The following is a 25,039-nucleotide window of genomic DNA, read 5'->3' as shown; positions in this document are numbered from 1 at the left end:
CCACGGCCGGAACGGTCAAGGCGCCGGCACCGCCATGCCGGGCATCACAGGTCCGATCGGGGCGCCCCGGGCGAGCCGGGCCTGCTGTGCCTGGGAGATCCGCACCGCGAGCAGGCCGAACATCACCGCGGCCAGCACACCGGCGACCAGGATGATCGCGTTCCGGTTCAGCGCCTGCTGGTAGTAGTCGACGTAGGCGGCGAGATCCTCGGACGCGAGTGGCAGCGGCAGGTCGTTGTACTCCGCCAGGTCGTACCGGGAAACCGCCTGGCCGCCCCACTGGTAGATCACGAACGGCAGCCACCACGCCCAGACCAGGCCGGGGGTGCCGGGCCGGAACAGGCTGACCCGGGCGACGTCGGCCATCACCCGGAACGGGATCACCAGGTTGGCGAACGGCACGAACCAGCCACCGATCGCCCACCCGGTACGCAGTTCGGGTGCCGAGCCGGCGAACGCGTCGAGGTTGTCCCGCACCCGGTAGAACCAGACGATCACCAGTACGGCGGCCAGCAGCATGGTCAGCGTCCGGCCGATCCCCAGCACGGCCTCGATGGCCAGGGCCTGGTCGAGCGCGACCAGGTCGCCGTCCCGTTCCGCCCGGCGGGCCAGCTGGACACCGATCACCGGCGACAGCAGCAGTGCCGCGTCCACCAGCATCGCCAGCCCGACGGCACCGGTGGCGACGAGGCCGAACGTCCACACCGGACGGGTCCGGACGTCGGGCAGCACGGCCGGTTGCCCGGCCGGGGTGTAGCAGGTGGGGCACTCCGATCTGCCGTCCGGAATCTCGGTATCGCAGGTCCCGCAGCCCATGGTCCCCCGCCCTCGTCGACTGAAGTGGGCCCACCGTAGTGGAACCGCACCACAAGGCGTGATCCATTTTCGCCACCGCCTCCCGGGGGCGGGGAGCCCCCGGGGCACCGGCTACCGCCGCGACACCAGCGGCCCTTCCCTCACACCGAGGACGGGACCTTCGGGAAGCCCGGTGCGTGCCGTTGCCAGGGCGCGGCCAGCTCGAACTGCCCGGCGACCCCGAGCAGCAGGAGTTCCGAGCCGGGCGGGCCGACAAGCTGCACACCGACCGGCAGCCCGTCCGGGCGGAGCCCGACCGGGACGACCAGCGACGGCAGGCCGGCGATGTTCCACGGCGCGGCGAACGGGGCGTACCGGATGCAGGCCAGCAGGTTCGCCCGCCAGGAACGACCGGCCCAGTTGACCGCCGACGGCGGGGCACTGGCCAGGGCCGGGGTGAGCAGCAGGTCCACCGAGTTGTCCTGGAAGAAGGCGATGGATCGTTCCCGCCAGGCCGTCCGGTCCTTCTCCTGGACCAGGCCACGCCGTTGTGCCCAGGCGCCGAGCGCCGCGTGCCGCCGGGTGCGCCGTTGCAGGGTGCTCCGGTCCAGGTCGAACTCGTCGATGATCCGGCTGGCCGAGGCGAGCCAGGTCGCGACGCCCCGGAGGCCGAGCGAGGTCGGATAGACCGGGTCCACGTTGGCCGTGTCGTGGCCGGCCGTGGTCAGCAGCCGGGAGGCGGTCGTCACCGCGTCCCGGTTCGGCGCGTCGGCGCGTACCCCGGCGACCGGTGAGCGGAGCGAGACGGCGACCCGCAGGCGTTCCGGCGGAACCAGCTTGTCCGGGCGGCGTCCGGCCAGGACGGCGAAGCCGACCGCCGCGTCGGCCACGGTGGTGGCCAGGATGCCGTGCTCGGTCAGGCCGAACCAGTCGTCGGCGGGCATCTGGCACGGCACCACGCCCCGGCCCGGCTTGAGCCCGACCAGGCCGCAGCAGGCGGCCGGGATACGGATCGAGCCGAGGCCGTCGTTGGCCTGGGCGATCGGTACCAGGCCGGCGGCGACCGCTGCGGCGGCGCCACCGGACGAGCCGCCCGGGGTGCGGCCGGGCTGCCACGGGTTGCGGGTCACCGCGGTGTCGTCGTCGGTGGTCGCGAAGAGCCCGAGCTCCGGCATCCGGGTCGCCCCGACGATGACCGCGCCGGCACCGCGCAGCCGCCGGACCACCTCGTGGTCGGTCTCGGCGACCGGGGTACGGACCGCCGCCGACCCGTTCCAGGTCGGCAACCCGGCCACCGCGGTGTTCTCCTTGATCGCCACCGGCACGCCGGCCAGCGGCAGGTTCGCCAGGTCGTCCTGCTCGTCGACCTTCTCGGCCTCGACGATCGCCTCGCCGCCGCGTACCACCCGGAACGCGCAGAGCTCCCGGTCCGCCCGGGCGATGTGCTCAAGGTGATCCGCCACCACGCGGGTGGCGGAGGTGTCACCACGGCGGACCGCCCGTGCGATCTGCTTCGCGGTCGCGCCGACCCAGGTCGGCATCATGTCCTGCACGGCCACCTCCCCATCGGCTCGTCCGCAGTACCGCCCGGAGCGGGCGGGGTCGGTACCCACCCTGCCGTACGACCGGTGCGGGCCGCGCCATCCCACGCGGCACGCCCCGGACACGTACGTCTCCGACGGCGGTCAGCCGAGCGCCTGCTCCAGGTCCGCGAGTAGGTCGTCGGCGGTCTCGATGCCGACAGACAGTCGCACGAGATCGGAGGGAACTTCAAGCGCCGAGCCGGCAGCACTTGCGTGCGTCATCCGGGCCGGGTGCTCGATCAGTGACTCGACGCCGCCCAACGACTCGGCGAGGACAAAGAGTTTCGCCCGGTTGCAGATCTGTACCGCCTGCTCCTCGCCGCCGGCGGCACGGAAGGAGATCATCCCACCGAACCGGCGCATCTGCTTGGCGGCGACCTCGTGACCCGGGTGCTCGGGCAGACCGGGATAGAGGACCTGGGCGACCGCCCGGTGTCCGCTGAGGTAGTCGGCGATCCGTTCGGCGTTCTCGCAGTGCCGGTCCATCCGTACCCCGAGGGTCTTGACCCCGCGCAGGGTGAGCCAGGCGTCGAACGGTCCGTTGACCCCGCCCATCGCGTTCTGGTGGTAGCGCAGTTCCTCGCCGAGCGCGGCGCTCGCCGCGACCAGGGCGCCACCGACCACGTCGGAGTGGCCGCCGACGTACTTGGTGGTGGAGTGCACGACGATGTCCGCGCCGTGCGCGATCGGCTGCTGCAGGTACGGCGAGGCGAAGGTGTTGTCGACCACGAGCAGCGCGCCGACGTCCTTGGCGACCGAGGCGAGCCCGGCGATGTCGGCGATGCCGAGCAGCGGGTTGGTCGGGGTCTCCACCCAGATGATCTTCGTCTGGCCGGGGCGGACCGCAGCCCGGACGGCGTCGATGTCGGAGACCCGGGCCGGCGACCAGTCCAGCCCCCAACGCTCGGCGACCCGGGCGAAGAGCCGGAACGTGCCCCCGTACGCGTCGTCCGGGATCACCACGTGGTCACCCGGCCGGCAGACGGTCCGCAGTACGGCGTCCTCGGCGGCCAGCCCGCTGGCGAAGGTCAGCCCGACCGGGCCGCCCTCCAGCGCGGCCAGGCACTCCTGCAGGGCGTCCCGGGTCGGGTTGCCGGAGCGGCTGTACTCGTAGCCGAGCCGGGGATCGCCGACGGCGTTCTGGGCGTAGGTGCTGGTCTGGTATATCGGTGGCACCACTGCGCCGGTACGGGGCTCAGGCTCCTGGCCGGCGTGGATGGCAAGTGTCTCGAAGCCGTGACTCATTTCTGTGAGGCTAGTCTGCCCAGGTGGCAGGCTGCGTGTTCTGTGGGATCGTGGCGGGTTCGGTGCCGGCGTTCCGGGTGGTCGACTCCCCGGAGGGGATGGCCTTCCTCGACACCCGACCGGTGTTCAAGGGACATCTGCTGGTGGTGCCGCGTGATCATCACGAGACCCTCGGCGACCTGCCACCCGCCGAGGTGCCGGCGTACTTCGCGCTGGTCCAGCGGCTCGCCCTGGCGGTCGAGGCCGGCCTGGCGGCGGGCGGCACCTTCGTGGCGATCAACAACCGGGTCTCGCAGTCGGTGCCGCACCTGCACACCCACGTCGTACCCCGGACCAAGGGAGACGGTCTGCGCGGCTTCTTCTGGCCCCGGACCAGGTACGTCTCGGACGACGAGGCACGCTCGTACGCCGATCGGATCGCCGCCGCGCTCGCCGACTGACCCGCCCCTACCGGGTCGAGGGCTCCGGCTGGAGTTCCGGGTCGCAGAGGCGGCAGCCGAACTGACCCTGGTAGATGTGGTGCGTGTCGCAGCGCTCCAGCAGTTCCGGTGCCGGTGGTTCACGCCAGTCACCGGCCTCCGACGACTCCGCCGGCACGGGCCGGTAGCCGTCCACCATTCTCCGGTAGGCCGCCAGATAGTTGGACGCGTACGGGGGTTCGTAGCGGAGCAGGTCCCAGCCGTGCCGGGTCGCGGCCATGTCGATCAGCCGCAGGAAGAAGGACTTCTCCGCCGGCCAGTCCGGGGTCCAGGGCAGTTCGCCGAGGTCGAAGCCGGCACAGCCGCGGTCGAGTCGGTGCCCGTCCGCGCAGAACAGCGCGAGGTGCCGCTGCCACGGCGTTTCGGCGATCGCGCAGCCGGCCAGGGTGAGGACGTCGAAGAAGACGTCGGTCGCACCGTTGGAGAGGGTGAGTCGCCCGGGTCCGGTCGACCCCTCGGCGAAGAACGTGTTGGCCACGACAACGGGATTCTAGGAGCGTCCGGCTCGGTGTGCGGCCCGTACACCGTCGGCCGGGGGTGGTCATCGACGATTTCGTCCCGTCTGTCCGGGTCGGCCGGTCGGGTGGCCTGAGCCACGTCGTCGTGGGTAAGGAATCCTGACCGTGCCGCGTTGCACCGGGCAGAGGTACGAGAGGAGTTCGAACCGTGTTCCTACGGCGAATGAAGGCCGAGCTGCCCACCCCCGACCAGGCCCTGCCCGGCCGGCTGATCGCGATGCCGATCGCCGACCGGCACGAGGTGCTCGGCACCCCGTTGAAGGGCCCGTGGCCCGAGGGTGCGGAGGTCGCCGTCTTCGGTATGGGCTGTTTCTGGGGCGCCGAGCGACTGTTCTGGACCCTGCCCGGTGTGATCTCCACCTCCGCAGGCTACGCGGGCGGCTACACCCGGAACCCGACGTACGAGGAGGTCTGCTCCGGCGGGACCGCCCACGCCGAGGTGGTCCAGGTGGTGTACGACCCCTCCAAGATCCGCTACGAGGACCTGCTCAAGGTCTTCTGGGAGAACCACGACCCGACCCAGGGCATGCGGCAGGGCAACGACGTCGGTACGCAGTACCGGTCGGCGATCTACACGACGACCGACGAGCAGCAGGCGACCGCCGAGGCGTCGCGGGACGCGTTCGCGCCGATCGTCGCCGCGGCCGGCCACGGCGAGATCACCACCGAGATCGGCAAGCTCGGCGACTACTACTACGCCGAGGACTACCACCAGCAGTACCTGGCACCGACCAAGAACCCCGGCGGCTACTGCAACCACGGCCCGAACGGGATGACCTGCCCGGTCGGCGTGGCCCGTACCGCCTGAGCGCTCGATCCGTTGGTTGGGCCACCGGGCTTCGGCCCGGTGGCCTTGTCGTACGGCGGGTCCGCGGAGCCCCGTTGCTTCGGAGGGGCATCGGCGGAAAGGTGGGCCCGTGCCTCTCCTGACCGAACCGGAGTACCGGGCGACCATGGATCCGCACCCGGTGCGGGTCGGGCCGGACGACCCGCCGCCGTTCGACTTCTGGGACCACTACGGGTCGATCCCGCACCGGGACTTCGACGGTCATGACCCCGTCGGCCGGCTGACGTTCGAACCCGTTCTGCTCCACCGGGCCACTCAGCGGCGTCAGCCGAGCCGCGACACCTGATAGTGGTCGATGAGCCAGGTGTCGGCGGCCTGTCGCGCGATCACGCTCAGATGGACGGTGAGCGTCGGCCGGTCGGTGAAGGAGAAGTCGACGGTCAGGTACCCGAGCACCAGGTCGGGCGCGAGGCGCCGCGTCTCCTGGATGGTGTACTCGGCTGTCATGCCCAACGGCTGCGAATCGTAGTACTCGGCGACGCCACGGCGTCCGACGCTGTACGGGCGGAGACCCTGGAAGATGGCCTGCTCGGTGAAGCAGGCCGCGACAGCCTCCGGCTCGTGTGCGTCGACGGCGGCCTTCCACCGGTCGAGTACGGCACGCAGCGCCGCCTGCTCGTCCGGTGTGCGGGTAGTCATGGCACAACCTCCGTCGTTCCAGCGCCGACCAGCGGGCCGGACAGGGCGGTCCGTGACCGGCTACGAGTTCCCGGGTCCCGGGTCGTTCGGGTGCGGCGACAGCGGCGTGACCGTGTCGTGACGCCACACCCGCAGCGGCATCGTGGCGAGAACCTGTTCCAACTGATCGGCGTCGGCGGCCCGGAAGAGGCCCCAACTCCGCCACTCGCCGGGCGCCAGGGGCGGACGCCACAGCCGGATCAGGTGGCCCTGATCGGCGAGCTTCGCGGAGTTGGCCGCCTCCCGGGCGCGGACGTCGTCGACATCCGCCTCGCTGGTCCCCTCCGGCACGGTGGTCACCATGTCGACGAAGAACTCCACGATCGTCCCCTGTCCCCCGTACGTCTTCCGCTAATGGCAATGCTAAGCGTGCTGTGGGCCACCACGCCCGGTGCTTGCGCGAATGCCCGGCATCACGGCCGGGGTTGTTTCCGCTGGTCTGACAGTTGACCGAGGTACGCCGAGGGGTGACCGGCGGAGACGACCGGGCTCCGGCGGGACACACGATGTGGCGTGTGCCTGGTTCAATCACACTCGCACGGACAGGCGATGTTCCATGGGGGTGGATCGTGCTGGGCAGGGATCCGGCTGAGGCGGAGGAGTGGATCCGGTCGTGGTCCGCTCAGGCCTCGGCCCGGGCCGAGGCGGCCACTCAACTGGCCGACCGGGTGGCCACCATCTCGGCGACCGCGGCCAACTTCGACGGCTCGATCCGGGTGCGGGTCGCCGCCTCCGGTGTCCTGGAAGGACTTGAGCTCGACGACCGGACCCGGGCGCTGTCCGGCCGCGACCTCGCCGACGAGATCATGCAGACGATGCGCCGGGCGCAGGCCAAGCTGACCGAGTCGGTCGCGACCGTGGTCAAGGAGACGGTCGGCACCGACACCGAGTCCGGGCAGGCGGTGATCGCCAGCTTCCGGAGCCGGTTCCCCGCCGACGATCCCGACGACGACCGTACGGATCGGAGGTAGCCGTGTCCGGTCAGGACATCCGGATGCCGGTCGAGGCGGTCGCCCGGCATGCCACCTCGGTCGACGCCGCCGCCGACGCGATGATGACCGCGCACGCCGCGGCCAGCCAGGTGCACAGTGACCAGGAGTCGTACGGCAAGCTGATCGCCGGTCTGCTGCCCGCGCTCCTCAACATGATCTCGGCGTCCGGGGTGAAGGCACTGGATGCGTCCGTGTCGACGCTGCGGGACACCGCCGACGCGCTCCGTACCGCCGCGACAAGCTCCGAGTCCACCGATCGGGCCAGCGCCACCCGGAGCATGTCCATCGCGCCGAAACGTGACCTGCCGCTGTGACCGCGCCGGCCAATCCGCTGGTCGCGGCACGTGTTGACAGCACCGAGTGGTACACCGGCCTCGGCATCGGCGAGGGCGTCGCCGACTTGGTGAACGGCATCGAGTCCGGCAGTTGGGTGGACACCACCATCGGTGGTCTGTCCACCTCGCTGGAAGCGCTGGGCCTCGTCGTGGACCCGATCGGATCGCTGGTCAGCTACGGCGTGTCGTGGCTGATGGAGCACGTGAAGCCGCTCTCCGACGCACTCGACTGGCTGGCCGGCGACCCCGACCAGATCGCCGCCAACGCACAGACCTGGCGGAACGTCGCCCAGCACGCCGCGCAGACCGCAGCCGACCTGCGTGCCGCCGTCGCCAGCGAGCTGGCCGAGTGGGCCGGTCCGGCGGCCACCGCGTACCGGACCAACATCGGAATCCAGGTCGACGCGCTCAACTCGGCGGCGCAGTCGGCCAACGGGATCGGGTCGGCGGTGGAGGGTGCGGGCCTGCTCGTCTCGCTGGTCCGTGAGCTGGTCCGTGACCTGATCGCCGACCTCGTGTCGATCCTGATCGCCCGCATTCCGGTCTGGGCGGCGGAGGCCGGCCTGACCCTCGGCATCGCCACCCCACTGGTGGTGGCCCAGGCCACCTCCCTGATCGCGAAGTGGGTCGCCCGGATCTCCGACCTGCTGCTGGGCCTGGTCCGGAGCATCAGCAAGCTGATGCCGATGCTGCGTCAGCTCGACGACATCTTCGCCCAGCTCTGGGACGCCTTCCGTCGCGCCGCCTCGGGTAGCGGCTACGGCGGTGGAGGAGGAGCCCCCGACGTCCGTCCGCAGGTCCCGTCCACTCCGGCCGGTCCTGCGGTGCCACCCGGCCCGGCGGTGTCGCCGCCACCACCCGCTGGTGGCGGCGGCTACGGCGGCGGTGGTGGTGGCTACGGCGGCGGCGGTGGTGGCTACGGTGGTGGTGGGTACGGCGGCGGTGGCGGCGGCGGGGCACCCGCCCCGGCCAGCCCGGCGCCCATGCCAGCTCCGGCGCCGACGCCGATGCCCACCCCGGAACCTTCGCCGGTCGCCGTCGGGGAACCGACCCCCGCGCCCGGTTCGACCAACACACCCCCGGGGACGGTGTACGGCTCGTCCAACAGCCCACAACTGGCCGGGGTGAGTCCGCCCGTCACCGGTGCGCCGCCGGTCACCCCGGAGATGCCCGCCGGCTCGGGCACGCCGCCGAACACGCCGCCCGGCACGGGGCACGCGACGCCGCCACCCGGCGGCCTGTACGGCACCCCACAACCGACCCCCGGCGGCCCTCCCCCCGGCGGGCTCTACGGCACCCCACAACCGACCCCCGGCGGCCCTCCCCCCGGCGGCCTGTACGGCACCCCACAACCGACCCCCGGCGGCCCTCCCCCCGGCGGGCTCTACGGCACCCCACAACCGACCCCCGGCGGTCCCCCTCCGGGCGGGCTCCACGGCCCCCCGCCGGTCACCCCCGACGGCGGCCTGGCGGGATCCCCGCACCCGACACCGACGGCTCCGGAGGCCCCTGCGGGCAACACCCCCGGAAGCCCGGACACACCGACCCACCCTCCGGTCACACCCGGCGCTCCGCCCGGCGGCGTACCGGGCGGGGGCCAGGACGTCCCCGGTACGCCTCAGGGCAGCCCGCCCGGGTCACCGCCAACGGCTGGTACCCCCGGCGCGCCGACCGGAACCGTTCCCGCGACGCCCGCCGTACCCGACCTGGCGAACACCCCGTCCCCCACTCCCACACCGGGACCAGGCACACCGGACCCGGCAACCGGACCGGGCACGGGCGGGACCAGTCCGACCTCCCCGGGTGGCCCGACAGGTGGAGGTCCGAGCGCTGGCGGTCCGGGGAGCGTCCCTGCCCCGGCACCCGGCACGCCCGTGCTGAGCGACCTCGACAAGCTCAAGGCACTTGACCCGCAACCACCGACGGATCCGCTCGACAAGCTGAAGGCCCTGGACCCCCATCCTCCGTCGGGCGGTCCCGGAACCGACACGGCACATCCGGGGAAGCCACCCGAGGCGCACGACCTTCCCTCAGGTAAGGACCGAGACCCGGAGCCGGCCGCTGACAATCAGCCGGAGGGCCCGGACGACCGAACCAGTGAAGAGGACACTTCGGGTGACGGCGACAGCGCCGGCCCGGAACAAGACGATCCGGCCGACATTGACGGGGACGATTCGCCGAATGTCCCGGAGGAGCTCGACCACAACGGCCTCTCGAAAGAAGATCGCGACTCGATCCGCCTCTACACGGGTTACCAGCACGACGACATCAACCGCTTCCTCCGAGGCGACCCACCCAGCATCGTCCCATCCCTCAAGCCGGACGAAATACCTGCTATCGCAGATCGAATCTCGGACGCGTTGGCCAAACTGCCCTCGTACGGCGAGGAGGCGACGTATCGCGGTGTTTATCTGGACGACAAGGCACTGCAGCAGTACGAGCCCCACAAAATTGTCACGGAGCACGGATTCATCAGCACCAGCGAGAGCATGGAGGTCGCGGAGGGCCGCAGCAATAAAGTGATCATGACCATTCGCGGCGAAAACGGTAAATTCATTGAGGAATACACCGCCGAACCCGGCGAGCGAGAGGTGCTGTATGACAGAGGTACGCAGTTCCGGGTGATTCTGAAATACCAGGACCCGGAAACTGGGCAGTGGTTCATTACTATGGAGGAGCACCGGTGAACGACCTTCCGCCCCTGTCCGACCGCTCGGAGGAGGCCGAACTGGCTCGGGCGCAGGCCGCATACGAAAAGGCCAAGCGCGACCTGGCTGCCCTGCGGGACAAGCCACCGTCCGACCGTCCGCGTTCAAGCCGCTTCACCGGGCCCGTCGGCCTGGCCGCCGACGGCTCGCCACTGCCGCCGATCCCCCCCGAGGAGCAGGCGCGCCGCGCGGAGCGACGACGCCGGGCCGTCCAGGAGCGCGACGAGGCGCTCGCGCGCCGCGCGGACGCCATCCGACGGCGTGAGGAGGAACAGCGCCGCGAGCAGGCCGAGGCCGAGCGGCCCGAGGGCGGCACGCCGCCAGCCATCGGCCGAGCGACCCCACCCAACCAGCCCTGACCAGGGCGTACGGGCTGCCGTCGGCGGTGTGGTCAAAAACCGTTGCCGCCACCGCCCGGGGGTGGATAGCGTGGCGGTACACGGGAAGGGAGGTGGTCCGAGCTTTGTATAGCAATGGGACTCGTGAGGTGGCTGTCCGCTAGCCGCTGTCCTTGACAGTTGTGTCCGCCGCGAGGCGGGCAGTGACAGAAGTCGTCGAGACCGTGTGGCAGCGGTGCGGCGAATCCACGACAGCCACCCGACCCCCGGGGCGCCGGCCTAGTCCAGTCGGCCCCCCGCGTGACCGACGTCACGCGGGACCCCGGGGGTCGACCATTTTCGCAGGAGCCTGCCGTGACCATACGTGAACTCGCGGTGCTGGGCACGGCCAGCCAGGTGCCGACCAGACACCGCAACCACAACGGCTACCTGCTGCGCTGGGATCGCGAGGTGATCCTCTTCGACCCGGGCGAGGGCACCCAGCGTCAGATGACCTTCGCCGGCATCGCGGCGACCGACCTGACCCGGATCTGCGTCACCCACTTCCACGGCGACCACTGCCTCGGCCTGCCCGGCGTGATCCAGCGGCTCTCCCTGGACCGCGTACCGCACCCGGTCGAGGCGCACTATCCGGCCGGTGACGGGCAGTACTTCGGCCGGCTGCGGCAGGCCAGTTCCTTCCACGAGACCGCCGAGCTGCGGGAGCTTCCGGTGGAACGGGACGGCCAGCGCTTCGACACCCCCGCCGGCTGGCTGGAGGCCCGTCGGTTGAGACACCCGGTGGAGACGTACGGCTATCGGCTGGTCGAGCCGGACGAGCGCCGGATGCTGCCGGAGCGGCTGGCGGCGTACGGCATCCGGGGGCCCGCGGTCGGCGAGCTGATCCGCGTCGGTCACCTCGACCTCGACGGACGTCGGGTCACCCTGGACGAGGTGAGCGCGCCGCGTCCGGGGCAGCGGTTCGCCTTCGTGATGGACACCGGGCTCTGCGATTCGGTCTTCGCGCTGGCCGAGCGGGCCGACCTGCTGGTGATCGAGTCGACCTTCCTCGACGAGGACGCGGCGCTCGCCGCCGAGGTCGGCCACCTGACCGCCGCCCAGGCCGCGCGGGTGGCGGCCGAATCCGGCGTACGTCGACTCGTCCTCACCCACTTCTCCCAGCGTTACGGCGCACCGGGGCCGGGTACCCCGGACCGCCCCTCGGCGGTGGAGCGGTTCACCGCCGAGGCCCGTACCCGATTCGACGGCGACCTGGTGATCGCGGAGGACCTGATCCGGGTGCCCGTCCCGGCCCGACGAACCGTCGCCGAGCCGCTGTCCACGGCACCGGGCCAGCCGTCGCGTCCCTGACGCTCACGCCGGTACGTCACTACGATCGGGTGATGATCACTCTCCGTCCGGCAGCCGCCGAGGATCTGCCCGTCATCGGCGCCCTGCACCAGTCGTCCCGGGCGTCCGCCTACCGGCACATCATCCCGGCCGACGCCCTGGCCTCGGTCTCCGCCGAGATGATGGGGCACTACTGGACCGAACGGTGGTCGTACGAGCGGGACACCCACCTGCTGACGGTGGCCGAACGGAACGGCCGACTGGCCGGCTTCACCTATCTCGGCCCGCACGATCCGGAGGAGTCGCCCTCGGCCGGTCCGAACGTCGGTGAGCTGTACGCGATCCATCTCGACCCGGCCGAGCAGGGGCGCGGGGTGGGACGGGCGCTGATGGTCGACGCCCTGGCGAAGCTGCACGCCCGGGGCTGGACCCGGGCGGTGCTCTGGGTGCTCACCGACAACCACCACGCCCGGGAGTTCTACCTCCGGGGCGGCTGGCGTCCCGACGGCGCCGAGCGGGAGGGTGACATCGGCACGGTGCTGACCCGACAGCTCCGGTACGCGCGCGACCTGCCCTGACGGCCGTCCGCCCGCGGGCGTGTTCGCTGTCGGCGGAGCGGCGGACGGCATCGACCGTTCTCGTCCGGTTGTTGGCTCCGGACATGAGCACCGAACACCTCGACCCGGAGTCCGCCGCGCTCGACGCGTACTCCCGGGTCGTCACCACCGTCGCGGCCCGGGTGCTGCCCAGCGTCGCGGCCCTGTCGGTCCAGACGCCGCGCGGCGCCGGGGCCGGCTCGGCGGTCACCTTCACCGACGACGGTTTCCTGCTCACCAGCGCGCACGTGGTCCAGGGCGCGACCGGCGGGTTCGCCGCGTTCGGCGACGGCGGGGAGGCCCGGTTCGACGTGGTCGGCACCGACCCGCTCTCCGACCTGGCCGTGCTCCGGGTCCGGGCCACCAGCGCACCGCCCGTCGAACTCGGCGACGCCGATCCGCTGCGGATCGGCCAACTCGTCGTCGCGGTCGGCAACCCGATGGGGCTCGCCGGTTCGGTCACCGCCGGGGTGGTCTCCGGACTGGGTCGGTCGCTGCCGGCCCGGGACGGCCGGGTCGTCCGGCTGATCGAGGACGTCATCCAGACCGACGCCGCGCTCAACCCGGGCAACTCCGGGGGCGCGCTCGCCGACTCGGCCGGCCGGGTCGTCGGGATCAACACCGCCGTCGCCGGGTACGGCCTCGGCTTGGCGGTGCCGATCAACTCGACCACCCGGCAGATCATCGGTGAGCTGGTCGGCAACGGTCGGGTCCGGCGGGCCTGGCTGGGCGTCGCCGGAGTGCCCGTACCGCTGCCGCCGGCGGTCGCCGAGCGGACCGGGCAGCAGGGTGGGCTCCGGGTGGTGGAGGTGGTGCCCGGCAGCCCGGCCGGGGTCGCCGGGATCTACCTCGGCGACGTGATCGTCTCGGCGGGTGGCCGACCGGTGGCGAACGGGCAGAGCCTGCAACGGCTGATGCTCGGCCCGGCGATCGGCAGTCGACTGCCGGTGACCGTGCTCCGCCGGGGTGCGTTGTCGACGTGGTCGCCGTACCGGCGGAGTTGACCGGCCACGGCGGTTAGGAAGGGCCCCTTCCTATACAAGAAACGATAAGCAGGGGCCCTTCCTTACACGTCAGTGGGCGCCGAGGTGGGCGAGCAGGTCCTGCCGGGTGAGTACGCCCTTCGGCTTGCCGTCGACCAGCACCAGCGCGGCGTCGGTCTTCTCCAGCAGCCCGACCGCCTCGCTGACCGGCTGCCCGCCGCCGATCATCGGCAGCGGCGGCCCCATGTGCCGCTCGATGGTGTCGTGCAGGTGGGCCTGCCCGGTGAAGAGCGCGTCCAGCAGATCCCGCTCGGCGATCGAACCGGCCACCTCGCCGGTCACCACCGGCGGCTCGGCCTTGAGTACCGGGAGCTGGGAGACGGCGTACTCCCGCATGTAGTCGATCGCGTCCCGGACCGTCTCGGTGGGGTGGACGTGGATCAGCTCCGGAATGCCGCCCGGCTTGTTCGCGAGCGCGTCCGCCACGGTCGGCTCGGTGTCGCTCGTGGCCATGAAGCCGTACCGGGCCATCCAGCCGTCGTTGAAGATCTTCGACAGGTAGCCCCGGCCGCCGTCCGGCAGCAGCACCACGACCACGTCCTCCGGCTTGGCCCGCCGGGCCACCTCCAGGGCGGCGGCCACCGCCATCCCGCAGGAGCCGCCGACCAGCAGCCCCTCCTCCCGGGCGAGCCGTCGGGTGAGCTCGAACGACGCCTTGTCCGAGACCTTGATGATCTCGTCACAGATGCCCCGGTCGTACGTCTCCGGCCAGAAGTCCTCGCCGACCCCCTCGACCAGGTACGGCCGGCCGGTGCCCCCGGAGTAGACCGAACCCTCCGGGTCGGCGCCGATGATCCGTACCGCTCCGCCGGAAGCCTCCCTGAGGTAGCGGCCGGTGCCGGAGATCGTCCCGCCGGTACCCACCCCGGCGACGAAGTGCGTGATCTTGCCGCCGGTCTGCTCCCACACCTCCGGGCCGGTGGTCTCGTAGTGCGAGCGCGGGTTGGCCGGGTTGGCGTACTGGTTCGGCTTCCACGCGCCGGGGATCTCCCGGGTCAACCGGTCCGACACGTTGTAGTACGAACGGGGGTCCTCCGGGGCCACCGCGGTCGGGCAGACCACCACCTCGGCGCCGTACGCCCGCAGCACGTTCTGCTTGTCCTCGCTGACCTTGTCCGGGCAGACGAAGACGCACCGGTAGCCGCGCATCTGGGCCACCAGGGCCAGGCCGACGCCGGTGTTCCCGCTGGTCGGCTCGACGATCGTGCCGCCCGGCCGGAGCAGGCCGGCGGCCTCCGCGTCCTCGACCATCCGCAACGCGATCCGGTCCTTCACCGAGCCGCCCGGGTTGAAGTACTCCACCTTGGCGAGCACGGTGGCGGAGATCCCCTCGGTCACCCGGCGGAGCCGGATCAGGGGCGTGTCGCCGATCAGCTCGATGACGTTGTCGTAGTAGCGCACCTCGTCGTGCCCTTCCCGGTGCTCGCCCGCCGGACCGCACAGGCCGGGGCACGGTCGGTGCGGGTGGCGTGCGCGATCGGGCGACGATCTGTGGCTGTTGGCTGGTTGTGTGGCGGGTCTGGCTGTCGCCGCGGCGGGGCATGGCTGCCGACCGTGCGGCTGGCGGCGGCGGCCCCGGCGTGCGTGCCGGTGGGGTGCCGCCGACACCAGCCTACGTGCCGTCAGCCCACCACGTGGCCGGGGACCACGTTGGCCCGGTGCGCCTCCCATTCGAGGAAGCGCTCGGTCTCGGCCAGCACCGACCCGGCGAGCCAGGTCACCATCAGCGCGTCGTCGGCGAGGCCGAAGAGCAGCATCATGAGTTCGGGCATGGCGTCGATCGGCGACACCACGTACGCGGCGGCGGCGGTCATCATCGCCAGCCGCAGGCCGCCGTCGTACTCGCCGCGCAGGGTGGCCCGGATCATCCGGGGCAGCGCCCCGAGCCGACGGCCCAGCGACGGTCCGCCCCGGGAACCGGCGGACAGCGCGTGGAACAGTGCCTTGAAGGCGGCCGTGCGCCTGAGTGTCTTCGCCATGTCGGTGCCCTTCTCGTCGCCTGGATTCATGATGCATCCGTCCGCAACAGGTCGCTCGGTGTGAGATCCGGCCACCCGGTGGGCGGCCGGGCCGGATGATCTTCACGAGAGGCACGTCTGACCCGGTGAGAGGCGTAACGCCGACAGCGCCGGAGCGGGTAACCGAGATAGTCTCGAAGGTCGCGGGGGTACGGCGTGACAGTCGGGGGGCCTTGATGAGTCCGGCCGGATCAGTGCAGACGAAACGGTCGCCGTGGCGGCTGGCCCGGCAGGTGGCCACGGCGACGGCGGTCGGGGTGGGGCTGACCGCGGTGGGCACCGCCGCGACGACCGGCCTGCTGGTCGCGCAGGCCCGGCAGGCCCGCCGGGTGATCCCGATGGCCGAGGCACCTCCGCCGCGCGGGGACGGGGTCTACGGCGCCAAGTTCCCCGGCGAGCCGATCACGATGGTGGTCCTGGGCGACTCGTCCGCCGCCGGCTACGGGGTCCACCGCCCCCGGGAGACTCCCGGCGCGCTGCTCGCCACCGGCACGTCCCGCCGACTGCGCCGGCCGGTCCGGCTGTACCGGTACGCCGTTGTCGGCTCCCTCTCGGCCGGGCTGCGCCCGCAGGTCGACGCCGCGCTGGAGCGCGATCCCGACCTGGCGGTCATCCTGATCGGCGGCAACGACGTGACGAACCGGACGCCGCCCGCGGTGGCCGTCCGGTACCTCGTCGACGCGGTCCACCGGCTGCGGGCCGCCGGCGCGGAGGTGGTGGTCGGGACCTGCCCGGACCTCGGCGCGATCCAACCGATCAAGCCGCCGCTGCGCTGGTTGGCCCGCCGGTGGAGCCGGCAGCTCGCCACCGCGCAGACCGTCGCGGTGGTCGAGGCGGGTGGCTGGACCGTTTCCCTGGGGGACCTGCTCGGGCCCAGGTTCGCCGCCGAACCCACCCGGATGTTCGCCTGGGACCACTTCCACCCGTCCGCCGAGGGCTACGCGATCGCCGCCGCGGCGATGCTGCCGACCGTACTGGCGGCGTTCAGCGCCGGACCGGAGCGGCGGGCGGCGCTGGTCGGCGATCAAGGCGTACGGTCTCTCCCAGAGGCGGCCCACGAGGCGGCCCGGCACGCCGGCACCGAGGTGCGCGGGGTCCGGGTCGGCGGTCGCGACCACGGCCCCGGCGGGCGGTGGGCGCAGCTGCGTCGCCGGGGACACTGGTTCGGCCACCCGCGAACCGCTGCGACGGTGGCCGGTCCGACGGCGGAATCGGCGACACCGGACCCGACGACGGTTACGGTGGCGCGGGAAGCGACGACGGGAACGGCACCACTGGGGACGGCGGCGGAATCGACGACGACACCGGCGCCGGACCGTACGCCGTTCCAGGACGGGACGGCAACGTTGAACGGGACATCACCGTGGGACGGATCGACCGCGCGGGACGCCGCAACGACGTCCACAGTAGAGGAACCGGCATGACGGGACGAGGAATGACCGGGCCGGCGCCGACCGGGCCGACGATGACCAGCCGGATCGTCCGCAGCGCCGCGGCCACCCTGCTCGCGGGTACGGCCGGCGGCCTCGCGCTGCTGGTCGGCGAGGCGTTCCTGGCCCGCACCCGGCAGTACGCCCAGCCGGAACTCGGCCTGGCCCTGCGGTCCAGGGTCGGCCGCACCGACGCGCCACCGCTGCGCCTGGTGCTGCTCGGCGACTCGGCGGCGCTCGGCGTCGGGGTGGAACGGGCCGAGGACACCGTCGGCGGTCAACTGGCCCGGCTGGTCTCCGAGGGCGCGGCGCCGAACGGCGGCCCGGAGCGGCAGGTGTGGCTCTCCAGCGTCGGTGTCTCCGGCTCGCGCTCCACCGACCTGGCCACCCAGGTGGCGCGGGCGTTGCTGGGTGAACGTCCGGACGTGGCGGTGATCCTCGTCGGCGCCAACGACGCGACCTCGCTGCGCCGTCCGGGCGAGGCCGCGGCCCACCTCGGCGAGGCGGTACGACGGCTGCGCGCGGCCCGGGTCCGGGTCGTGGTCGGCACCTGTCCCGACCTCGGGGCGGTCCGGGCCATCGCGCCGCCGTTGCGCCAGCTCGCCGGCTGGTTCGGCCGTCGTACCGCGCGGGCCCAGGCGGTCGCGGTGGTCGAGGCGGGCGGCACGGTGGTGGACCTCGCCGCCGAGACCGGGGCGGTGTTCCGGGCCGATCCGGGCACGTTGTGCCACGACGGCTACCACCCGTCGGCCGACGGGTACCGGGTCTGGGCGCACGCCCTGCTGCCGGCCGTGGCCCGGGCCGCCGCCGGCACCCGCCAACGGTAGGCCCGGGCCCGGCGGTGGCACCCCGTCCACCGGCACACCCCCCGGGGTGCCGGGACCGGGGCTCGGACGGCCCGGTGCACCTCAAGCTGTCGCGTCAGGTGGCGATGCCGACGGCCTGCCGGATCGAGTCCGGCTCGGTGAGGGCCCGGAGCATGTAGTGGGCGACGTCGGCGCGGGGCACCACGCTCCCGCGACGCAGGTTCCGTCCGTACGCCGTCCGGTAGGTTCCGGTCAGCGGCCGGTCGGTGAGCCGGGGCGGTCGGACGACCGTCCAGTCCAGCCCACGCTGGCAGAGCACGTCCTCGGTCACCGCGAGGTCGGCGTAGTGCCGACGCTGCACCGCCCTGGCGGCCGGGGTCAGCACGTTCCGCATGACAAAGCCCTCGCCGGGGTCGCGCCGGGGCGGACGGGGCCGGCCCGGCGACGGCTCGGTCGAGACCGGCGCCGCGGTCACCACGACGATCCGGCGTACCTCGCCGGCTCGCATCGCGGCCACGATCGCCCGGGTGCCACGCGAGGTCACTCCGGCTTCGGCCCTCGTTCGCGGGCCGAGGCCGGAGAGGACGGCGTCGCTTCCGGCCACCGCGTCGGCCAGCACCGCCGGGTCGGGTGCGCCCAGGTCGGCGGTGACCACCCGCTGCGCGCCGTGTGCGGCCGGCAGCCGCGCCGGGTCGCGTACCACGGCTGTCACGTCGTGTCCGGCGGCGACGGCCTGGGCCAGCAGGTGCCGACCGATCCCTCCGCTCGCCGCGAAGATCGTCATCCGCATGTCGCTCCCCCAGTGGGTGAGTGCTCACTCACCCCTAGAGTAGTAACCGTTCAGCACCTGTCAAGCGATCGGTATCGAAAGAGGTGTGCGGCGATGGGGCGCGGCGAGACCACCCGGGAACGGATCCTGGCCGCGGCCGGCGCGGTCATCCAGGAGCGCGGCCTGGCGCACACCACGACCAAGGAGATCGCCCGAGTCGCCGGCTACTCCGAGGCCACCCTCTACAAACACTTCTCGGGCAAGGAGGACCTCGTCCTGGCGGTGATGTGGATCGCGCTCCGCCCGTTCGTCGACATGCTGATCCGGCTTCCCGAGCAGGCCGGCGCCGGCTGCCTACGGGCCCAACTGGTCGACCTCGTCCACCAGATGCTCCGGAACTTCCAGGAGGCCGGACCGCTCGCCATGGGTCTGTTCGCCGAACCCGCCCTCCTCGAACGGCAACGCACCGCGTTCGAGCGTGCCGGCGGGGGTCCACACCGCGCCCCCGAGCAGTTCGCCGCGTACCTCCGGGCCGAGCAGCGCCTGGGCCGGCTCAGCCCGGACAGCGACCCGGTCGCGGTGGCGAACCTCTTCGTCGGCGCCTGCTTCCACCGGGCCTTCCTGCTCACCTTCATGACCCCGGCCGGGATCGGCCACGATCCGGACCGGTTCGCCGAGGGGCTGGCCGACGCGGTCGTGCGGGGGTTCACCCCGCCCCGCGGTGACGGTCACGGCAGCTGAGGTTAACGTTGGTTCATGTCGACCGCGTCCCCCCGCGAAGCAGTCATCGTCGCCACCGCCCGCTCCCCGATCGGCCGGGCCCACAAGGGCTCCCTCCGGGAGGTACGCCCCGACGACCTCGCCGCCACCATCGTCCGGGCCGCCCTCGACAAGGTGCCGCAGCTCGACCCGACCGAGATCGACGACCTCTACCTCGGCTGTGGCCTGCCCGGCGGTGAGCAGGGCTTCAACCAGGCCCGGGTGGTGGCCACCCTGCTCGGGCTGGACACCGTGCCCGGCGCCACCCTCACCCGCTACTGCGCCTCCTCACTGCAGACCACCCGGATGGCGTTCCACGCGATCCGGGCCGGTGAGGGGGACGTCTTCGTCTCCGCCGGGGTGGAGTGCGTCTCCCGGTACGCCCGGGGCAACTCCGACGGCCTGCCGCCGGAGGCGCAGGCGCTGGTCGGCGGTGGCTGGCAGAACCCCCGGTTCGGCGCGGCCCGGGCCCGGTCCGCCACCCGCGCCGAGGGCGGCGCCCCCACCTGGCACGATCCGCGACTCGACGGCGAGTTGCCGGACATCTACCTGGCGATGGGGCAGACCGCGGAGAACCTGGCCCAGGTCCACGACGTCAGCCGGGCCGAGATGGACGAGTTCGGCGTACGCAGCCAGAACCTCGCGGAGCAGGCGATCGCCGCCGGCTTCTGGGCCCGGGAGATCACCCCGGTGACCACTCCGGACGGCACGGTGGTCAGCACCGACGACGGCCCCCGGGCCGGGGTGACGCTGGAGGCCGTGGCCGGACTCAAGCCGGTGTTCCGTCCGGACGGCCGGATCACCGCCGGCAACTGCTGCCCGCTCAACGACGGCGCGGCGGCGGTCGTGGTGATGAGTGCCCAGCGGGCCGAGGAGCTCGGCATCACCCCGCTGGCCCGGATCGTCTCCACCGGGGTCACCGCGCTGTCGCCGGAGATCATGGGCCTCGGTCCGGTGGAGGCGTCCCGGCAGGCACTCCGCCGCGCGGGCATGACCATCGACGACGTCGACCTGGTCGAGATCAACGAGGCGTTCGCGGCGCAGGTGATCCCGTCGTACCGGCAGTTGGACATCCCGCTGGAGAAGCTCAACGTGATGGGCGGCGCGATCGCGGTCGGACACCCGTTCGGCATGACCGGGGCCCGGATCACCGGGACGCTGCTCAACGCCCTGGCGTGGCACGACCGGACGGTCGGGCTGGAGACCATGTGTGTCGGTGGCGGCCAGGGCATGGCGATGGTCCTCGAACGGCTCGGCTGACCGGCGCCGACGTCGTCCGGCACCGCGCCGTCGGCCCTTACCGGGACCGGTGGCGGCGGGCGGTCAGAGGGCCTGCCGGGTCGCGGCCAGCGCCGTGGCCGCCTCGGCCAGTACCGGCGGCGGCGGGTCGGCGAGAACCAGGTCCGCCGCCACCACCCGGAGCTGGTCCGGCAGGGCCAGGTCGTTGTCGAGCCGGGGTACCGCCCGCCGTGGCTGCCCCTCCGCGTCCGCCGCCAGGTCGGCGAGGCGCTGGACCAGCCGGTGCAGGAGATCCGACCGGCGCTCCCCGGAGCCGCCCGGCGCCGCCCAGCGCGGTGCCGTCCAGTGGCCGATCTGGTTGACCAGCAGGTCGACCTGCCGGTCCACCGGCTCGACCGCCGGTTGCGGTCGCACGTCCCGCCCGGTCGACGGATCGAGGTACGGGTCCGGTGCGGCGACGTGCTGCGGGTCCGGCACGGCGGCCGGTCGGTCGGGCTCGGCGGAGGTCATCGCGGCTGAGTCTACGGCGCTGACCAGGCGGTCAGCGCCGTACGTAGCTGATCAGCCGGAGGATCTGCCAGTAGAGGAAGATCAGGCCGACCAGCAGGCCGAAGGCGCAGTACCACGCGTACCGGGTCGGCAGGCCGGCGCGCACACTCCGCTCGACCAGGGCGAAGTCGAGGATGAAGGTCAACGCCCCGACGGTGATGCAGACCAGCGCGAAGACGTACGGCAACCAGCCGACCATGCTGGTGGTGCTGTAGACCTCCAGCGCCTGGCGACCGGCGGTCAGGTAGACCACCAGGTTGACCAGGCTCAGCACCACCACGCCGATCAGCGCGCCGACGACCAGCCGGGTGAACCGTGGCGTGGCCCGGAGTACCCGCAGGCCGTAGAGCAGCGCCATGCCGAGGAAGACGCCGAAGGTGCCGACCACCGCCTGCACCACGATGCCGGGGTAGACCGCCTCGAAGCCACGACTGGCGACGCCGAGCAGCACACCCTGCAGGACGGCGTACGCGATGATCACGGCCGGGTTGGTGATCCGCCGGATCGAGATCACCAGGGCCAGCACCAACCCGGCGAGCGCGGAGCCGAGGGCCGCCAGCCCGGCCCAGCCGGCCGGGACCAGGGTCCAGGAGACCGCGCCGACGAACCCGGTCAGCACCAGCAGGACGGCGGTGCGGAGCACCACGTCGTCGACGGTCATCGTCCGGCCGACGTCGGTGCCGAGTACCTGGCGCTGCACCCGGACGGTGTCGTCCAGCCGGGTGAGCACCGGATTCGAACTCTGCACGCCCCAGACTAACAAAAGGGATATATCGGAATAGCCACTCTGATCAGCTGGCGCCAGAACGGGCGACGCCCGCCCCCGGGTCCGGGGACGGGCGTCGAGACGTACGTCGGGCGGCACAGCCGCACGGGCTGCGGTCAGTCGTCACCCTGGAAGTAGCTCAGCAAGCGCAGGATCTCGACGTAGAGCCAGATCAGGCTGACCAGGATGCCGAACGCGGCGGTCCACGAGTAGCGCTGCGGAAGGCCCATCCGGACCCCCTCCTCGACCTCGTGGAAGCTGAGGACGAAGCTGAGCGAGGCGATCACGATGCAGACCAGGCTGAAGACGATCGCCAGCTTTCCGCCGCTGCGGATCCCGGTGTCGATGTCGGTGGTCAACGCGAGCACGAAGTTGACCAGCATGACCGCGAAGACCCCGACCATCGCCGCGATCATGCCGCGGACGAACTTCGGCGTCGCCCGGATGACCTTGAGCTTGTAGAGCCCGGCCATCAGGAAGAAGATTCCGAAGGTCGCGATCACGGCCTGCAGGACGATGCCCTCGTAGCCCATGATGTCGTTGAAGAACTTGCTGACCATGCCGACGAAAACGCCCTCGACGACGGCGTAGGTGATCACGAGGGCAGGGTTCGCCACCCGCATGAACGAGATCACCAGGCCGAGCACGAGGCCGACGATCGCGGCACCGATCCAGGCCGCTCCGACAAGCGCGTCCGGCACCAGCACCCAGGCGGCCGCGGCGGAGAGCCCGGTGATACCGAGCAGGGTCACGGTCTTGACGACGACGTCGTCGATGGACATTGGCTGTACGGTGGGCGGCGCGGCCGGATAGCCCGCCGCGGTCGGGTACGGCTGCCCGTATGCGCCGGCCGGGGCGTACCCGGCGGCCCGCTCCCGCTCGGCCGCCTGGCCGAGTCGGGCCAGCACCGGGTTGGACGTCTTCACTTTGTCAAGCCTCCTGGAAGGTCGGTGCACGATGAGGCGTGCCCTTTCCAGGGTAATGGTCGGTGACGATGTTGTGGAGATCCACGTCACTCGGCACGCACGAAGTTGAGGTCGGTGCCGCTCACGGCGGCCGTCGGACGGTGGAAGGTGCCCGGGGCGGGGCTCGAACCCGCACGCCTTGCGGCAGCCGCTTTTAAGGCGGCCGTGTCTGCCGTTCCACCACCCGGGCAGGGTGCACCGGAGCGATCGCCCCGGTGCCTGCCACGGTAGCGAATCGACACCCACCGGGCGCACCCCGTTGCCGGATCGGCACTAGGGTCATCGTCGTGACCAGCACAGCCCATGCGGCGCAGGGCGCCGAATCCGGCCCGGCCACGACCGACACCGACTCCGGGCAGTCCCGCGTCCGCGGGGAACGCTGGGTCGGGAAACTCCGACGCCACCGCGCCGACCTCGGCATTCTCCTGCTGTTCGTGGTGCTCGCCGCCTGGCTCACCCAGGGGATGTGGCCGACTCCGAGTGCCCGGGTGCTCGCCCTGAACCCCGAGGACCAGGCCCTCTACGAGTGGTTCCTGGCCGCCGACGCCCGCGTCCTGCACGGCGACTTCAGCCTGCTGAGCGACCGGCTGAACGCCCCCGACGGGGTCAACATGATGGCCAACACCACGGTCATCGCGCTCGGTGTGCTCTTCGCCCCGGTCACCCTCGCCTTCGGCGCACCGGTCACCTTCGCCCTGCTGGCCGCCCTCAACCTGGCCGGCACCGCCGCCGCCTGGTACCTGCTCTTCACCCGGACGCTGCGGGTACGCCGGCTCGCCGCCGCGCTGGCCGCCGGGCTCTGCGGCTTCGGGCCGGGCATGCTCTCCCAGACCAACAGCCACCTGCACATGACCGCGCAGTGGCTGGTCCCGGTGCTGATCTGGCTGGTCGTCCGGCTGGTCCGGGCCGCCGATCCGCAGGCCCGCCCCGAGCAGCCCGGCGTCGACCGGCGAGGGGTGGTGACATCGGCGGTGGGACTCGCCGTCGCCGTCTCGGTGCAGGTCTTCATCGGTGAGGAAGTGCTCTTCCTGACCGCCGTCGCCATGGTGATCCTGAGCCTGGTGTACGCCGCCGCCAACCCGGCGCTGGCCCGGCGGGTACTGCCCGGGTTCCTCGCCGGCATGGCGCTCGCCGTCGTGGTCGCCGGGGTGCTGCTGGCGTACCCGCTCTGGTTCCAGTTCGCCGGGCCGCAGAGCGTACCGAACGGGATGTTCAGCCCGTACTACTTCTCCGCCGACCTGGCGAGCTGGCCGGCCATCTCACCGCTGTCGCTCGCCGGCTCCGACCAGGCCGCCCAGCTGACCACCGGACCCGCCGAGTACAACACCTTCCTCGGCTGGCCGCTGCTGGTCGCCGCGGTCGGCGCCACGGTCTGGCTGATCCGGCGACCGGTTGTCATCGCCGCCGCGGTCACCGGGCTCGCCATGGTGGCCCTGTCACTCGGCCCGACCATCGTGGTCCACCGGGAGGCCACCGAGATCAGCGGCCCGTACGCGCTGCTGCTCGGCATACCGGTGGTGGACGGGGCGCTGCCGATGCGGTTCGCCCTGGCCCTGCTTCCGTTGATCGCCACGGTGCTGGCCCTCGCGGTCGACCGGGCGCTCGCCGCCGAGCAGCGGTCGGTCCGGATCCTGCTCCCGGTGTCGGCGGTGATCGCCCTGCTGCCGATCTTCCCGACCCCGCTGCCGGTCTCCACCCGACCGGAGGTGCCGCAGTTCTTCACCGCCGGGCACTGGCGGGACTGTGTCGAACCGGGCGGGGTGCTCGTCCCGGTGCCGCTGGCGACGCCCCAGGAACCCTGGCCGATGCGCTGGGCGGTCGCCGCCGATGCCTCGTTCGCGCTGCCGGAGGGCTTTTTCATCGGCCCGTACGCGGCCGGGGGCAAGGCGTCGATGGGCACCTACAAGCAGCCGACCTCGCAGCTGTTGACCGAGGTGGCGAAGACCGGCGCGGTGCCGGCGGTCGGCGACGCCGAACGCCAGCAGGCGCAGCAGGACATCCGGTTCTGGAACGCCTCCTGCGTGGTGCTCGGCGACGACGCCCCGCACGCGGACAGCCTCCGGACGACCCTGGAGAGCCTGCTCGGGCCGGCGACCCGGGCCGTCGACGTCTGGACCTGGCGGGTCGGCTGACCCGCCCGGCCCGGGCCGGGCCGGGCCGACGGGATCAAGCCCGACCACCCGGAAGCGGATCGGCTCCGGCCCGGGTGACCCGCGACGAAATCAAGCCTGACCACCCGGAAGCGGATCGGC

27 protein-coding genes and 1 tRNA gene are annotated in these 25,039 nt (G+C 72.2%); 15 read left to right on the top strand and 13 right to left on the bottom strand.

The features are described from left to right. Positions 1–15: 15 nt before the first annotated feature. The 3 genes from V1633_RS03645 to V1633_RS03635 form a co-directional block, all read right to left on the bottom strand. A complete protein-coding gene (locus V1633_RS03645; RefSeq protein ID WP_331212705.1) occupies positions 16–732 on the bottom strand; it encodes a DUF4328 domain-containing protein in 717 nt (238 codons plus the stop codon). Positions 733–956: 224 nt separating this feature from the next. Next, complete coding sequence (locus V1633_RS03640; RefSeq protein WP_331212704.1) at positions 957–2,354, bottom strand: amidase; 1,398 nt, start codon at positions 2,352–2,354, stop codon at positions 957–959. Positions 2,355–2,480: 126 nt separating this feature from the next. After that, the gene (locus tag V1633_RS03635) at positions 2,481–3,623 is read right to left on the bottom strand and encodes a cystathionine gamma-synthase (RefSeq protein WP_331212703.1); all 1,143 of its coding nucleotides are present in this window, start codon (positions 3,621–3,623) and stop codon (positions 2,481–2,483) included. 23 nt (positions 3,624–3,646) lie between these two features. On the opposite strand from V1633_RS03635, the gene V1633_RS03630 reads away from it, so the two are divergent. Then, positions 3,647–4,063: an HIT family protein gene (locus V1633_RS03630; protein WP_331212702.1), complete on the top strand. Its 417-nt coding sequence runs from the start codon at positions 3,647–3,649 to the stop codon at positions 4,061–4,063. Positions 4,064–4,070: 7 nt separating this feature from the next. Here V1633_RS03630 and V1633_RS03625 read toward each other — a convergent pair whose 3' ends face one another. Then, complete coding sequence (locus V1633_RS03625; protein WP_331212701.1) at positions 4,071–4,580, bottom strand: hypothetical protein; 510 nt, start codon at positions 4,578–4,580, stop codon at positions 4,071–4,073. A gap of 188 nt (positions 4,581–4,768) precedes the next feature. On the opposite strand from V1633_RS03625, the gene msrA reads away from it, so the two are divergent. Together msrA and V1633_RS03615 are read left to right on the top strand one after the other, a co-directional pair. Further along, on the top strand, positions 4,769–5,428 hold the full coding sequence (gene msrA / locus V1633_RS03620) for a peptide-methionine (S)-S-oxide reductase MsrA (RefSeq protein ID WP_331212700.1): 660 nt from the start codon (positions 4,769–4,771) through the stop codon (positions 5,426–5,428). 109 nt (positions 5,429–5,537) lie between these two features. Next, on the top strand, positions 5,538–5,753 hold the full coding sequence (locus V1633_RS03615) for a hypothetical protein (protein WP_331212699.1): 216 nt from the start codon (positions 5,538–5,540) through the stop codon (positions 5,751–5,753). On the opposite strand, the gene V1633_RS03610 is transcribed toward V1633_RS03615, so the two are convergent. Together V1633_RS03610 and V1633_RS03605 are read right to left on the bottom strand one after the other, a co-directional pair. Then, positions 5,732–6,106: an SgcJ/EcaC family oxidoreductase gene (locus tag V1633_RS03610; protein ID WP_331212698.1), complete on the bottom strand. Its 375-nt coding sequence runs from the start codon at positions 6,104–6,106 to the stop codon at positions 5,732–5,734. The genes V1633_RS03615 and V1633_RS03610 overlap by 22 nt on opposite strands. A 60-nt stretch (positions 6,107–6,166) precedes the next feature. Beyond that, positions 6,167–6,466 (bottom strand): muconolactone Delta-isomerase family protein, encoded by a 300-nt coding sequence (locus V1633_RS03605; RefSeq protein WP_331212697.1) that lies wholly within the window; start codon positions 6,464–6,466, stop codon positions 6,167–6,169. A gap of 248 nt (positions 6,467–6,714) precedes the next feature. Between V1633_RS03605 and V1633_RS03600 the strand changes: the two genes are divergently transcribed. The 7 genes from V1633_RS03600 to V1633_RS03570 all read left to right on the top strand — a co-directional run bounded on the left by V1633_RS03600 (position 6,715) and on the right by V1633_RS03570 (position 13,447). Further along, positions 6,715–7,116, top strand: a complete 402-nt coding sequence (locus V1633_RS03600; protein WP_331212696.1) for a YbaB/EbfC family nucleoid-associated protein — start codon at positions 6,715–6,717, stop codon at positions 7,114–7,116. A gap of 2 nt (positions 7,117–7,118) precedes the next feature. Continuing rightward, positions 7,119–7,451, top strand: coding sequence for a hypothetical protein (locus V1633_RS03595; protein ID WP_331212695.1), 333 nt, complete (start codon positions 7,119–7,121; stop codon positions 7,449–7,451). Further along, complete coding sequence (locus V1633_RS03590) at positions 7,448–10,159, top strand: ADP-ribosyltransferase (RefSeq protein WP_331212694.1); 2,712 nt, start codon at positions 7,448–7,450, stop codon at positions 10,157–10,159. Before V1633_RS03595 ends, V1633_RS03590 begins: the two co-directional genes overlap by 4 nt. Continuing rightward, entirely contained in the window at positions 10,156–10,539 is a 384-nt protein-coding gene (locus V1633_RS03585; RefSeq protein ID WP_331212693.1) for a hypothetical protein, read from the top strand. Before V1633_RS03590 ends, V1633_RS03585 begins: the two co-directional genes overlap by 4 nt. Positions 10,540–10,872: 333 nt before the next feature. Then, complete coding sequence (locus V1633_RS03580) at positions 10,873–11,868, top strand: ribonuclease Z (protein WP_331212692.1); 996 nt, start codon at positions 10,873–10,875, stop codon at positions 11,866–11,868. Positions 11,869–11,900: 32 nt separating this feature from the next. Next, complete coding sequence (locus V1633_RS03575) at positions 11,901–12,425, top strand: GNAT family N-acetyltransferase (protein ID WP_407951957.1); 525 nt, start codon at positions 11,901–11,903, stop codon at positions 12,423–12,425. 83 nt (positions 12,426–12,508) lie between these two features. Continuing rightward, on the top strand, positions 12,509–13,447 hold the full coding sequence (locus V1633_RS03570) for a S1C family serine protease (protein WP_331212690.1): 939 nt from the start codon (positions 12,509–12,511) through the stop codon (positions 13,445–13,447). Positions 13,448–13,516: 69 nt separating this feature from the next. On the opposite strand, the gene V1633_RS03565 is transcribed toward V1633_RS03570, so the two are convergent. Further along, the gene (locus V1633_RS03565; RefSeq protein WP_331212689.1) at positions 13,517–14,887 is read right to left on the bottom strand and encodes a cystathionine beta-synthase; all 1,371 of its coding nucleotides are present in this window, start codon (positions 14,885–14,887) and stop codon (positions 13,517–13,519) included. A 221-nt stretch (positions 14,888–15,108) separates the two neighbouring features. Continuing rightward, on the bottom strand, positions 15,109–15,465 hold the full coding sequence (locus tag V1633_RS03560) for a YkvA family protein (protein WP_331213130.1): 357 nt from the start codon (positions 15,463–15,465) through the stop codon (positions 15,109–15,111). 215 nt (positions 15,466–15,680) lie between these two features. On the opposite strand from V1633_RS03560, the gene V1633_RS03555 reads away from it, so the two are divergent. Then, positions 15,681–16,928, top strand: coding sequence for an SGNH/GDSL hydrolase family protein (locus tag V1633_RS03555; protein WP_331212688.1), 1,248 nt, complete (start codon positions 15,681–15,683; stop codon positions 16,926–16,928). Positions 16,929–16,969: 41 nt separating this feature from the next. Further along, positions 16,970–17,761, top strand: coding sequence for an SGNH/GDSL hydrolase family protein (locus V1633_RS03550; protein WP_331213129.1), 792 nt, complete (start codon positions 16,970–16,972; stop codon positions 17,759–17,761). Between the two features lie 94 nt (positions 17,762–17,855). Here the strand turns inward: V1633_RS03550 and V1633_RS03545 are convergent, their stop codons facing one another. Continuing rightward, on the bottom strand, positions 17,856–18,530 hold the full coding sequence (locus V1633_RS03545; RefSeq protein ID WP_331212687.1) for an NAD(P)-dependent oxidoreductase: 675 nt from the start codon (positions 18,528–18,530) through the stop codon (positions 17,856–17,858). Between the two features lie 93 nt (positions 18,531–18,623). Between V1633_RS03545 and V1633_RS03540 the strand changes: the two genes are divergently transcribed. After that, on the top strand, positions 18,624–19,250 hold the full coding sequence (locus tag V1633_RS03540) for a TetR/AcrR family transcriptional regulator (protein ID WP_331212686.1): 627 nt from the start codon (positions 18,624–18,626) through the stop codon (positions 19,248–19,250). Positions 19,251–19,265: 15 nt separating this feature from the next. Next, positions 19,266–20,528: an acetyl-CoA C-acetyltransferase gene (locus tag V1633_RS03535; protein WP_331212685.1), complete on the top strand. Its 1,263-nt coding sequence runs from the start codon at positions 19,266–19,268 to the stop codon at positions 20,526–20,528. A 63-nt stretch (positions 20,529–20,591) separates the two neighbouring features. Here the strand turns inward: V1633_RS03535 and V1633_RS03530 are convergent, their stop codons facing one another. The 4 genes from V1633_RS03530 to V1633_RS03515 form a co-directional block, all read right to left on the bottom strand. Continuing rightward, positions 20,592–20,894, bottom strand: a complete 303-nt coding sequence (locus V1633_RS03530; RefSeq protein ID WP_331213128.1) for a hypothetical protein — start codon at positions 20,892–20,894, stop codon at positions 20,592–20,594. A gap of 154 nt (positions 20,895–21,048) precedes the next feature. Continuing rightward, on the bottom strand, positions 21,049–21,804 hold the full coding sequence (locus tag V1633_RS03525; protein WP_331212684.1) for a Bax inhibitor-1/YccA family protein: 756 nt from the start codon (positions 21,802–21,804) through the stop codon (positions 21,049–21,051). A 134-nt stretch (positions 21,805–21,938) separates the two neighbouring features. Further along, complete coding sequence (locus V1633_RS03520) at positions 21,939–22,748, bottom strand: Bax inhibitor-1/YccA family protein (protein WP_331212683.1); 810 nt, start codon at positions 22,746–22,748, stop codon at positions 21,939–21,941. A 148-nt stretch (positions 22,749–22,896) separates the two neighbouring features. After that, positions 22,897–22,977, bottom strand: a tRNA-Leu gene (locus tag V1633_RS03515). A gap of 97 nt (positions 22,978–23,074) precedes the next feature. On the opposite strand from V1633_RS03515, the gene V1633_RS03510 reads away from it, so the two are divergent. Next, complete coding sequence (locus tag V1633_RS03510; protein WP_331212682.1) at positions 23,075–24,919, top strand: hypothetical protein; 1,845 nt, start codon at positions 23,075–23,077, stop codon at positions 24,917–24,919. Positions 24,920–25,039 lie beyond the last annotated feature (120 nt).

The sequence above is a fragment of the Plantactinospora sonchi genome (assembly GCF_036422035.1).
Classification (GTDB): Bacteria; Actinomycetota; Actinomycetes; order Mycobacteriales; family Micromonosporaceae; genus Plantactinospora; species Plantactinospora sonchi.
This window is presented reverse-complemented; position numbering and strand designations above follow the sequence as displayed.